Genomic DNA, 12,563 nt, shown 5'->3' on the forward strand with positions numbered 1-12,563 from the left:
TAACTCAAATATTACGTATCCTATGGCGTGCAGACATTTTAATTCAGTACAATTTATACCGCAGAGAGTTAATCTACATTTATAGAAATTACCATTTTTCACCAATTAATCTAAATCATGATGAGAAAAGTTCTACTCTTCGCAACAGCATTGCTATGTAGCAAAATGTCGTTTGCGCAAGATTACTGGAAAACCCACACAGATGCAGTCAGAATCACTACCGACAAATCTGTAGCACGCCTAGCATTCCCTACTGAGTTCAAATTATTTGACCTGAATTTCAATCCATTGCGGAAAGAAGTATTCAAAACTGTTGGCAATGCGCAAGCACGTAAGACAATTATCTCTTTGCCTAATGCAGATGGAAAAATTGAACAGTTCGAAATTATTGAGTCTTCCAATTTCGACCCTGCATTACAGGCTAAGTTTCCGGACATCAGGGCCTTCTCCGGAAAAGGCATTACCGACAAACAGGCCACTTTAAAGCTGAGTATTTCTCCACAGGGAATACAAGCGATGGTCTTCCGTACAGAAAAGGATAATGAATTTATTGAACCTTATTCTGCAGACCACACAGTTTATACTGTATTTAAAAAACAACCGAGGACTTTACCATGGAAATGCTCTACTCCTGAGCAAAAGATGGCCACCGGCATAGACCGGCAGGTATCAACTGCCAGGTCAACCGGCGATGCAAAAACATTACGGTTGGCACAATCAGTTACTGCCGAATACTCCAATTATTTTGGAGCTACCAGCGCTTCGCAGGTGGGATTGGTGCTGGCAGCTATCAATGCTACGCTTACCCGTTGCAATGGTGTTTATGAAAAGGACCTGGCTGTCCATCTTAACCTGGTTCCGAATGTAACTAGTGTGATCTATTATAATCCTGCAACAGATCCATATTCTGATGCCTCCAGCGGCGCTGGCGGAGCGTGGAACAGTGAGTTGCAAAACACATTGACCTCTGTGATTGGCGCAGCAAATTATGATATCGGCCACCTGTTCGGTGCATCCGGTGGTGGCGGTAACGCCGGCTGTATCGGTTGCATTTGCGTTGACAATCAAAAAGGAAGTGGTTTTACTTCTCCTGCTGATAATATTCCACAGGGTGATAATTTCGATATCGATTACGTAGTGCATGAAGTAGGGCACCAGTTGGGCGCTAACCATACTTTCTCCATGAGTAATGAAGGTACAGGCGTTAATATGGAACTTGGTTCAGGGATTACTATCATGGGGTATGCTGGTATTACCGCCCAGAACCTTGCTCCTCACTCTATTGCCTATTATCACGCTGCTTCCATTGCACAGATCCAGGCTAATCTTGCCAGCAAAACTTGCGCAACCACTGTCGATATATCAGCCAATAACGCAACTCCTGTTGCCAATGCCGGCGCTAATTATACTATTCCTATCAGCACCCCGTTTGCGCTTACCGGTTCAGCTACTGATGCCAATGCCGGCGATGTGCTGACTTATTCCTGGGAGCAATATGACAATGCTTCCTCATCACAAACAGGAACCGCCAGTGTAGCCAGCCCTACCAAGGCCTCCGGCCCTAACTGGATATCAAATGAGCCTACTACATCTCCAATAAGGTATTTCCCGAAACTGGCGACTATTCTTGCAGGTGGTTTAGTGTCCGGCCCATTACCAGGTGGTAGTGCCGGCGCCAATACAGAAGCTTTAAGTTCTGTTAATAGAACTTTGAAATTCCGGTTAACGGTAAGAGATAATGTTCTCTATAGCTCAACTCCACCGGTAACTATCGGTCAGACCAATTTCGCCGATATGACTGTAACCGTCTCCAATACATCAGGACCTTTTGCAGTGACTTCCCCTAACACCAGTGTATCATGGGCCGGCAATTCATCTCAAACTATTACATGGAATGTCGCCAATTCAACAGCAGCACCTGTTAGTTGCGCCAATGTAAAAATTTCCCTCTCTACAGATGGTGGCAATACATTCAATACCTTAGTGGCCAGCACTCCAAATGACGGCAGTGAAGTGGTAACTATTCCCAATACGCCCACTACAACAGCCAGAATAAAAGTAGAAGCGGTAGGAAATATTTTCTTTGATATTTCCAATGCCAACTTCGTTATTACCTCCGGTTCATCCTGTGCTTCTCCTGCAAGCTTAACTGCTTCTGCTATTACTACTACATCTGCAACAATAGGATGGACAGCAGCAAGCGGCGGTGTATCCTATAATGTGGACTATAAAGCTACCACATCTTCTACATGGATCAATGCAGCTACAGCTACAACAGCCACTTCTGTTAACTTAACAGGTCTTACACAGGGAACTACTTATGACTACAGGGTAAGAACCAATTGTGCCAGCGACAGCAGTGTTTACTCAGCTGCACAGTTCTCTACCGTATCAACATGTACTACGCCCACTGGCTTAACCAGTTCAGGTGTAACAGCTGCAGCTGCAACTGTCAGCTGGACGGCTGTAAGCACTGCCCTGAGTTATGATGTAGATTATAAACCTAATACATCTTCTACCTGGACCAATGCCGCTACCGGTACCACCGCCACCTCTGTTAATCTAAGCGGATTAACATCAGGCACATTATATGACTGGAGAGTGAGAACCAACTGTTCAGATGGCAACAGCACATATGGTGCTGCACAGTTCACTACCGTATCTACAGGTTGTGCAAGTCCGTATGATAATGCAACCAATGGAACCATTGCCGGCGCTGCAACCATTCCATTTAATACTGATATCACTGGTCTCATCAGCCCAAGTGGTGATATAGATAATTATAAATTTGTGATCACTACCGGCGGTACTATTACGATTACATTAGGCACCTTGCCTGCCGACTATGACCTGAAACTGTTGAACAGCGCAGGTTCACAGGTGGCTATTTCACAGGCAGGCGGCACCACCAGTGAAACTATCAGCAGGACCGTTACTCCGGGTACCTATTATGCACAGGTGTATGGTTATAGTGGAGCCAATAGTGCTACTTCCTGCTATACATTACGCGTACAATTAGGTACTGCCAGCCGCGGAACAGAAAATGCAGATGTTACCGATATTACTGAAAGTAAAGTGCAGAAAGTGGAAATATTCCCCAACCCTGCCAATAATATACTGTACATTAACCTTGCAGGTTACACCGGAAAATCAGAAGTGAGTATCCTTGATGTAAACGGCCGCGAAGTATTACGTCGTGAAGTGGGTGCCGCTAACTCAAAGCTTGATATTTCCACACTGCCTATAGGTATTTATATGGTGAGAATTAAGAATGGCGTAAAACAGGTGACTATGCAGAAGATTGTTAAACAATAAACAGAAATACATAACCCAATGCTGAAAAGCCAGTACCGATCAGGGTACTGGCTTTTTTTTTCGGGAGGTTGAATAACAGCTTACCTCTACTGACATAGGGTTGTCACTAACGGTATTTTCCTTTGTTCTACAAAAACATTTACTATGAATTTTTCTTCGGCCAGGATTATCACTGCTGACATTAAGCGTCTCGTTCAATTTTATGAACATATTACCGGAACTCCCATGACATGGTATACCGATGATTTTGCTGAACTGCGCACGTCCCTGGCATCTCTGGCTATTGGGAGCACCAGGACATTGGCATTTTTTGGTGGAGACGAAGTGGCAAAAGCCGCCACTAACAGCTCAGTTATCATTGAGTTCGGCGTAGAAGACGTTGATAAAAGTTACGAGACGTTGGCTACCTTCCTGGATACAGCTGTTGTACAAAAACCAACTACTATGCCCTGGGGTAACCGGTCATTGTTATTCAGGGATCCGGATGGTAATCTTATTAACTTTTTTACACCAGCGACTGCAGAAGCGAAAAAAAGATTTGAAAAAGCAGATTAAGGAGGCTGTGTGTCATCTTTAAAGGCAGATATAAACAAAGAGAACTCCCGGCCAATACCAGGAGTTCTTTTTAATCTGTCGGGTTTTATGGCCCTGATTCGTATCTTGTGCCACATTTTTAATCCCGGCCGAACATGAAGTTGCGTTGCTATCACCTTATATTCTTACTTATTGTATTTCAAACAGGATTTGCCCAGCAGCAAATTAAACTGACACTAGACAGCCTGCTTCTTGCTGATAACCAATCCCCGACGGAAGACAAAAACAAGCTGGAACGTTACGTAAAGATCTATAAGAGTTATGGCAAGCTTGGTGAGATCGATAAGGCCGAGATCTATGTAGACAGGACAATTAAGCTTGCCGAAAAATTAAAGCTGCCATCATTTATTGGTCGTGCCTACTATTCCCTGGGATTTTATTATCAAAGTCACGGAAATTATATTCAGGCGGAAGATATCTATAACAAAGGGATAAGGAAATCCCAGGAAACTGGTGATAAACGGTTGTACGGAGATATCTATTATAACCTGGGCGCCATGTATGCCAGTTGGCCAGACTACGATAAGGCACTAAACGCTAACCTGAAAGCCGTTTCCGTTTATAATGAAATCGATAATAAATTAGATGCCGCAGGATGTTATGTTAATATTGCCGATGCTTATAAAGGCCTCGGACAGCATAAAACTGCCATTACTTATTTAGAACAGGCAGTACAGGTCTTTAAACAATTTAAAGGGAGCGATTATGGCTTAGCGCTTAGTTATGCAGATATGGGGGCCAATTATTTCCTCGCCGATGAGAAGGAGCTGGGAATGAGTAAGATAGAAAAGTATCAGATGGCACTTAACTTCCTGGATCTTTCCCTGGGCTTTGCTAATCAGCTCCACGATTATTCTCTTTTCGGTAACATTTACCGTACACGTGCGAAGATATTGAGTGTAAATGGATCTTCTGAACAAGCCCTGGAGGCATTTCAGAAGGCGATAGCATCCAATAAGCATTTATATAATAAAAAAGCGTTTGCACTGGATCTGTTAGCCCTGGCTGACTTTTATATCGAACATGCACAGTATCATGAGGCCACTCCTTTGGTAACAGAAGCACTGAATATTGGAGAGGAGAATCACTTTCCTGCCTTACAAAGAGATGCCAATCTTGCACAGAGCAAACTGGCCGAAAAACAGCAACAATTCACAAAAGCATTTGAATATTTTAAAGCCTACATTCGTTTTCGCGATCAGATTTTTAATGAGGAAAAAGAACGGGAAATAACCCGTAAACGCTTGCAACTGGATTTTTTGGTCAAAGAAAATGATTATAAGAGCAGGCAGCATGTGATGAGTCTTGCTCTTCAAAAAAGAACCCTGGAGGCAAGAGAAAGAAAGCAAGAGCTGGAGTTGAAGGAAAAGGAAATACGAATCGAAAAATTGGCCTTCTTACAAAAACAGGCAATTTTGGAAAAGGAAAAGTTGCAAAAGGAAAGTGAACTGGAACGGCAACGCCTAAACGCCAGTTTGGACAGAAAGTATCGGGACGAAAAGATCCTAAAGCAGGAAACCAAGGCCAGACTAAATAGAAACCTCGCTATATTTTTAGGATTATTGGTATTGGGATTGTTGGGTGCAGCGTTACTGGTTTACCGGGCACACCGCAAAACGCAACAATTAAATCACCTGGTTTTAATACAAAAGGCTGAGCTGGAAGAGTTAGGAAAAGTCAAAGATCGGATTTTAGGAATGGTAAGCCATGATATGCGCGCACCGGTGAATTCCCTAATATCCTTTACAAAACTATTGGAACATGGGAATCCTGGTGAGGAAAAGTTAAGAGCATATACGCTCAGTTTAAGGCAAACATTAGGACATACCTCCTCCATGATGGAAAACCTGCTAAGTTGGGCGTATAGTCAAATGCAAGGTTTTAAACCGGATTTAAAAATACTGGAGATTAGTAATCTGGTGCAGGAGCTGGTGACTGCAGCAGAAGGGGATGCATCTCATAAGCAGCTTCACATATCTTTCTCTCAGGATAACGAAGCTAAGGTGTTTGGTGATATGAATATGGTAACTTTGATCGTTAGAAATTTGTTGAACAATGCCATAAAATTCACCCCGGAAGGAGGATATATCGATGTTAAGATTCAACACGACTTCCAACTGGTCAGGCTTTATATAGCCGATACAGGTGTTGGTCTGGGAGAAAAGCAGTTGCAACGGTTCAATGAGCACAACAGTATTGAACTTGGCCGTAGTACAGCAGGTACAAATAGTGAAAAAGGCACAGGTCTTGGACTCACATTGTGTAAAACATTTGCAATGATGATGAATGCCGAATTAACCGCTTCACCCAATAATAAACAAGGGACTGTTTTTATGCTGTCGATGCCGTCTAAAGTCCCTGCTCCAAAAGAACTAAAGGCGTCTGTTTGCAAGAACTAAATGCCGGATTTTTTCGCTATCCTGTTGAGGGTTCGGTCATTGATCAATCGGAGTAACTCCTCGCGATAGGAAGGACTGAGTGGTATATTTGCACCACTTTCCAAAATAATTTCGTGGGTGTTCACACTCATAATTTTGTTGAAATTGATAAGGTACTGTTTGTGAACCCGGACAAAGAAACCTGGTAACTGAAGTGTAAGATTTTTAAGATTGATTAATGCAGTATAGGTATGTCCATCGAAAGTATGTAGTTTGGAAAAATCCCCAAAGCTCTCAATATAAATGACTTCCTCGTAGTTGATACGTGCATATCCCTTGCTGTCTTTGATGAAGAAAAAATCCTGATCACTTTTCTGTTCCGATGCTAAAGACCGGACCTTTTTTCTGAGATCGAGATGTTCTATCGCTTTATGAACCGATTTCATGAGTCGTTCCATGCTAACTGGCTTAGCGATGAAATCCATTACGTCGAGTTCAAAACTCTCAGCAGCATGTTCCATATGAGAGGTGATGAAGATGAAAAGAGGTGGGTTTTTAAGCCCCTTCAATAGCTCAATACCTGAAATGTCGGGCATGTCTATATCTGAAAATATAATATCAATCTTGGTAGTGGATAGTATTTTAAATGCTTCAGCAGCATGTTTACAGATAGCTTTAATTTCAAGGATATTGATTTTGTCGAGATACATTTCTAAAAGATCTCTCTCTATTATATTATCCTCTATAACCAGGCAATTATACTTCATGGCGTTCAAAATACATTAATTATTAGCAAATATATAAAGCTATGGCCATTTCGTTGGTTATGAAATAATAAAGCAAATTCTAATTGACAATGAAATACCAATATTTTCCTATACTGGTTGATGCGTTTGATAGATTATTCGTATAGGGTTATCTACTGGATGATTTTTTAATTCCTTTTTTTTCCACTTTTGAGATAATAAAACATTTTTGATGTCATTGGCAGTCAGATGGAGAGTTCGGGAAACAAAGAATCAATACCTGCATTGATTCGTAATTCACTACCCCGTATCCTGTAAAATCAATACTGTTTTGTATACCCTGGCAAAGAAAATATCTTATTAAGACACTATGGTTAAATAGAATACCATACTCTGAAAAATTTGGTCGGTAAAGTAAAATGATTACCAAACAATAAGGAATTAAAATATGGACATCAGATTGATTGCAGCCGGGTTGATAGCAACACCTGCAATTTATTTTTGCAATAAACTTGTTCAAAGAAAAAATGAGGTGGATAACGCGACAAAAAGCATAAATACTTCTCTGCAAGAACGCTACGATTTAATCCCTGACTTGATAGATACAGTAAAATCTTACATGTATTACGAATGTGATGCGCTGATCAAATTGACGAGAATGCATGCGAATGCACTTTCCTATAATATTGGTGAAATTGAAAAAATAGAACTTAATAACAAAATAACTGGCACATTAAAACAAATTATGGAGGCAGTAAAAAAGTACCCCGATCTCAAGTCCAGCGATAATTTTCTTCAACTGCAGAAAAAGTGGACAGATATTGAGGACCGCCTTTCTGCCTCCGGGAAGGTTTATAATAATGTAGTAATGGACTATAACAATGCCATCATTTCTTTCCCGGGAAACTTACTTGCCGAATTATTGGGGTACAAAACAAAAGCAATTTTTGAAGTCAGAGGGGAATTTCTGAATATAAAACCACAAAGTCTGTCTTACAATTAGCTGTAGTGATATAACAACGCTATTAATTGTGTTTAACCTGTGAGTAACCAACATCTGTTATTCTATCCAGGAACAATTGTCCCATACCTATAAACCTAATACCATCAATCCGGCAATCCTGGAATGTAATGCAATACCCAATACCAGATCACTTCAGTGTGATATGCTGATTATGCTCGCTATTAATAATTACTTAATACTTATGAAAAAAAGAATGATGTTAAAAATGGCTGCCGGCGCAGCAATGCTTGCACTTGCAATGACCAGTTGCAGCAAAAAAGATGATAATACCCCTCCTCCTCCCTCTCCGTCCGTTCAGCATTATCTGCCGCTGACAGTTACAGACAATGTATCCGGACAGGTTACTGATAGCTTTGTTTTTAAGAATAACATTATCCAGAGTGTGTATACTGAACCAACAGGTAATGGCACCTATGACTACCGGTACAATTTTGTGTATGGTGCTGATGGTAGATGCAAAAAAGTTGAGTATGTAGATATTCAAAGGAACAATGTACAATACATCGACAGTGTGGTATATAATAATGATAAAATCACGATGATCTCATGGGCTACTGGAAATTCTTTCAAATCGTCTGTCGAATATACCATGAAGAATAATCAGGCTGTCTTAATGGGAAGCAAAGATACTATTACCAGCGAAAGGTTTAAATATGTAGATTATACTGAGTATACTGTATCTGGTGGCAACCTGACCAACAAAAGTACTGTCAATGGTAGCTGCAACATGGATGGCAGCAATAAAAATACTTATGTATATACCTATAATTATTTCTACGACAATAAGCCAAATGGATTCCAATATGCATTTGAGAAGAATCCGTTCCTGTATTTCTATATGGTAACTTTTGACGAGTTCCTTGAAGTATCTCTTGGTACCGGAAATTTAGCTAAATGGATCTATTCCTCCAATTCAAACGGTAACACAAGCAGCAATACTTTCGAGGCTACTAGCACGTATAATACTGAAACCGGCTTCCTGCTGACACAGAAATTCACTGATGGAGACGGAGACGCCTGGAATCTCAAATATAGCTTCAGAAAAGCTGACTAATGTTGCTTGCTATTACAAATGAAAATTTCCAACAGCTATAGTAATTGATCCTGTGTTGATTGAATTCCAGTTGGGGAAATTTCGAGGAAGGCCTGTAAGTTCAGCTTATAGGCCTTCTTATTTGCAATGACCTGGCCTTCAGATAAATCCTCAATTTTACAACAGAAAGGCCTCATGAAAACCGAAGCGGTGACGACCGGATTTAAAAGAGGATGAAAATATTAAACACAAAAAAAACCGCTCATAGAGCGGGTTCTTGTTTTCCTGTCGGGGAACGCGACAAATTTCGAACTATTTTTCAGCCGATTGGGAAAAGACTGATAGCTTTTGGAAAGAACAATGAGTAGCTGTTTAGAGAGAAGACCTCCTCCCAATAATTAAGATGAAAGATTTCAGTGTTGCCTTTTTAAAATCTGCAACCTTTAGCTATTTTAAGATTGCTTAACAGCCAGTACATCTATTCTTTCAATAGAAGGAGGTTCAGCCAGTAAATCGGGTGCTTTTGCCATCAATGCTGCAGCTAACTGGCCTGCCAAATGTGCCTGTCTGCCGGCATCGTCACTGAAAGTATCGAAAATCCCAAAAGCAGAAGGCGCCATTTGAATAGCATACCAACTAATGGTAGCTGGTTCTCCTGAAACGATCGCAAGTCCACCTCTCAGAAAAGCAGCTAGTTCGTCTTCTTTTCCCGGTTTGGCATTTAGTTTAACTAATAATCCACAATTCACCATAGAATAGTTTTTTTAAGGAATGAATATTTGAAACTGATTTTCACCAGGGTGAATCAATAGAACAAATAGTCTTCAAAATTGTTCGACAGTTCAGACGCAAAGCATAATGAGGATTGATAGATTTATAGGGCAAAGGGGAGCAGGCTAGGTGTTTGTAGATGAACCGATGTTCAATTGATCACAACTTTTTGATCACCAATATCCTCAATGGAGGAAAGGTGCTGAAGTAATTGGGTGTGTAAGCGGTTGTTTGCAGGCCCAAAGCTTCAAAATTATGTTTATATTCTTTGCCATGCCTGAAATCAGAGATTATGGCGGTGCCACCTGGTTTCAGTACCCGGCCGATCTCTTTGCAGGCGGCACTTCTGCCTTCTTTATTGTAGATATTGTGCAGGCAAAGATTGGAGAGGATCACATCGAAAGAGTTGTCGGCAAAGTCCATTTTCATAACGTTTTCATTCTTAATTTCGATCTTGTCGGCAACGCCTTCGATAGCGGCGTTCTTTAATGCATTATGTTGATTGTTACCGGTAAGGTCTTCCGCATTCCAGATGTCGATGCCGGTGGATTTTCCTGTAGTCAGTCTTTTAGCGGCGCCGATCATCAGCAACCCTTTACCGGTACCTATATCCAGCACCTGCTCATCGCCTTTCCAGCTGATCTTGTTCAGCATGCGATCCCTGTGTGCAAATTTGCCATACAATGAATAAACGAGCATCAGCACCGTTTCCAGTATAAAGATGATGCCGGGAAAGTACATCCAGGTAACATAAACATAAGGAAAGAAAGATGGTATCGCGACAAGGATTACGCCAATAACAAAAAGATTCCTGATTACATTAGGAGCGTCAATGCCGTAATTTATTTTTTGTTGGGGGGCCATATATGCATAGGGTTTTAGGATGAGATATGAAGTTACGTATCTTTAAATCGAAACTGATATTTAACCATTCTACTAACGAAATAAAGAAATGTTTCATTGTGACAGCCAACAGTTAATCTCTTGATAGAATTAATGTAAACTTTCTTTTAAGCCGCAAGAATGGTTTCTCAAAAAAGTGGTATGACAACATGGCAATAATTACAGTTACAACGAACGCAATTATAAAACCTACATCATTTCGCCACTCATACGCACCAATCAATTTACTGAAAGCATCCAGTTCCTTCTTATATATTTGATAAACAAACCAGAACATCGTTATATGGAAAACATACATTCCATAAGATATACGACCGAGGTAGGCCAAAGCCCGCGGCATAAACTTTTCTTCGACGCCATACAAAGACAAAAAGAAAAGTATTACCCCTGTAAGAATCAGGCCCCAACCACTAATTGCCTGCCATATTGTTGAAAGATGCGGAGAGTCCGCATGGACTTCACAAACAATCGATGCAATTAACCAACAGGCTACACCCGCAATGAACATTGCAATTCGCGCCATGACAGGCCATTTAGGCTGCATCCCCTTCAGGTAAAGGGAGCAAAGGATACCTGCTGCAAAAAATTGAAATTGCACAAAGCTATTTGTCCATTCGCCGCTAAATTCTTTCGTGGGCCTTTGCGCATAATAAATGACAGCTGCATACGCTACGAACAGTGCCAGATAGGAAAAAATGAGCAACCCCCGTTTGCCTGTAAAAAAAATAACCAGAGGAAGCAAAATGTATAGTTGTTCCTCGACAGAAACACTCCAAAGCGGATTAATAGGATAAGACCCAAGCCATCCCTTAAATGTAATATACCAGTTGCCGGAAAAAAAACTAAATGCAAGCTGTGTCCCGGAAGAAATTTGTCCAAACTTATGTGAAAACTGTGTAACCATCACCATTCCAAAAAAGAAAGTGAAATACAACGGCCAAATACGTAGTATTCGTCGTATATAAAATGATTTAACGCTAATTGTCCCCAATAACGCCTGCTCCTTAGTAAGCAATTCTGTAATTAAAAACGCACTAAGAAAAAAGAAAAGCGGAACCCCGAAAACACCAACCAGGCTAAGATGATAGCCCCAATAATATTCTGCCGGATCGATAGGCGCAAGATCCAATCTATGCGTAAAAAACACAAAAAGAAATGCGCAAAAACGAAGGACATCCAGTTCTGGCTTATAATACCTTGTCATTATCATTACTTGATTAAGCCCCAAATCTACTTTGACCCTGGGATCAAAAAGGTATCCATTTGTTGCAGATCAGGGGTTGAAATGTTGCAACACCAACCCGATACATCCATTTCTACACATTTAGTTGGCTCCTGTATTGTACCATATAAACCATGCGTTCGATAAACACCATAAAAATGCCCTTAAAGAGCACCTAACCCTTAAAGACAACCTGGCAGGTATTGAGAAGAAAATAGAAGGGCTGGAAGAAGATACAATACTTCAGTTGGGCTATGATACTTTCGGCTAAACTCCGGCGATATGGGATTGCAACTCCAGTGAAAGAAGAAGTACAAAAACTGCCGTTTCCCGAAGGGGTGAGCTATAATCACGAAAAAGGCACATTTCTAACTACAAATGTAAATGAAGTATTTGTGCCAATTGTAAGCCAGAACAGCATTACAGGTGGGGATAAAAAAGAACAGGATGGTATAAATACCATCCTGTTCAGTTCTGTCGGGGCGGCAAGATTCGAACTTGCGACCTCCTGCTCCCAAAGCAGGCGCGATAACCGGGCTACGCTACGCCCCGTTCCGACAGCAACGCCTTATCGGCG

General features: G+C 41.0%; 10 protein-coding genes and 1 tRNA gene. 6 read left to right on the forward strand and 5 right to left on the reverse strand.

The window, feature by feature from the left end; all coding sequences use genetic code 11:
• Positions 1-117 precede the first annotated feature (117 nt).
• The 3 genes from DF182_RS09900 (at position 118) to DF182_RS09910 (ending at position 6,308) form a co-directional block, all read left to right on the forward strand.
• Positions 118-3,315 (forward strand): reprolysin-like metallopeptidase, encoded by a 3,198-nt coding sequence (locus tag DF182_RS09900; protein ID WP_245957401.1) that lies wholly within the window; start codon positions 118-120, stop codon positions 3,313-3,315.
• 144 nt (positions 3,316-3,459) lie between these two features.
• The gene (locus tag DF182_RS09905; protein ID WP_113615471.1) at positions 3,460-3,870 is read left to right on the forward strand and encodes a VOC family protein; all 411 of its coding nucleotides are present in this window, start codon (positions 3,460-3,462) and stop codon (positions 3,868-3,870) included.
• Positions 3,871-4,004: 134 nt separating this feature from the next.
• On the forward strand, positions 4,005-6,308 hold the full coding sequence (locus tag DF182_RS09910; RefSeq protein WP_113615472.1) for a tetratricopeptide repeat-containing sensor histidine kinase: 2,304 nt from the start codon (positions 4,005-4,007) through the stop codon (positions 6,306-6,308).
• Here the strand turns inward: DF182_RS09910 and DF182_RS09915 are convergent.
• On the reverse strand, positions 6,305-7,054 hold the full coding sequence (locus DF182_RS09915) for a LytR/AlgR family response regulator transcription factor (RefSeq protein ID WP_113615473.1): 750 nt from the start codon (positions 7,052-7,054) through the stop codon (positions 6,305-6,307). The two genes, DF182_RS09910 and DF182_RS09915, sit on opposite strands and share 4 nt — an antisense overlap.
• 427 nt (positions 7,055-7,481) lie before the next feature.
• On the opposite strand from DF182_RS09915, the gene DF182_RS09920 reads away from it, so the two are divergent.
• Together DF182_RS09920 and DF182_RS09925 are read left to right on the forward strand one after the other, a co-directional pair.
• Positions 7,482-8,036, forward strand: a complete 555-nt coding sequence (locus DF182_RS09920; protein WP_113615474.1) for a LemA family protein — start codon at positions 7,482-7,484, stop codon at positions 8,034-8,036.
• 202 nt (positions 8,037-8,238) lie between these two features.
• Entirely contained in the window at positions 8,239-9,111 is an 873-nt protein-coding gene (locus DF182_RS09925; RefSeq protein ID WP_147243399.1) for a hypothetical protein, read from the forward strand.
• A 431-nt stretch (positions 9,112-9,542) separates the two neighbouring features.
• Here the strand turns inward: DF182_RS09925 and DF182_RS09930 are convergent, their stop codons facing one another.
• The 3 genes from DF182_RS09930 to DF182_RS09940 form a co-directional block, all read right to left on the reverse strand.
• The gene (locus tag DF182_RS09930; RefSeq protein WP_113615476.1) at positions 9,543-9,842 is read right to left on the reverse strand and encodes a putative quinol monooxygenase; all 300 of its coding nucleotides are present in this window, start codon (positions 9,840-9,842) and stop codon (positions 9,543-9,545) included.
• 178 nt (positions 9,843-10,020) lie between these two features.
• Positions 10,021-10,725 (reverse strand): class I SAM-dependent methyltransferase, encoded by a 705-nt coding sequence (locus DF182_RS09935; protein ID WP_211327088.1) that lies wholly within the window; start codon positions 10,723-10,725, stop codon positions 10,021-10,023.
• A gap of 112 nt (positions 10,726-10,837) precedes the next feature.
• A complete protein-coding gene (locus DF182_RS09940) occupies positions 10,838-11,968 on the reverse strand; it encodes an acyltransferase family protein (protein WP_161964109.1) in 1,131 nt (376 codons plus the stop codon).
• Positions 11,969-12,104: 136 nt separating this feature from the next.
• Between DF182_RS09940 and DF182_RS32290 the strand changes: the two genes are divergently transcribed.
• Entirely contained in the window at positions 12,105-12,257 is a 153-nt protein-coding gene (locus tag DF182_RS32290; protein ID WP_153259998.1) for a hypothetical protein, read from the forward strand.
• A gap of 206 nt (positions 12,258-12,463) precedes the next feature.
• On the opposite strand, the gene DF182_RS09945 is transcribed toward DF182_RS32290, so the two are convergent.
• A tRNA-Pro gene (locus DF182_RS09945) sits at positions 12,464-12,538 on the reverse strand.
• Positions 12,539-12,563 lie beyond the last annotated feature (25 nt).

Origin of the sequence: Chitinophaga flava, assembly GCF_003308995.1 — a bacterium.
GTDB classification, from domain to species: Bacteria; Bacteroidota; Bacteroidia; order Chitinophagales; family Chitinophagaceae; genus Chitinophaga; species Chitinophaga flava.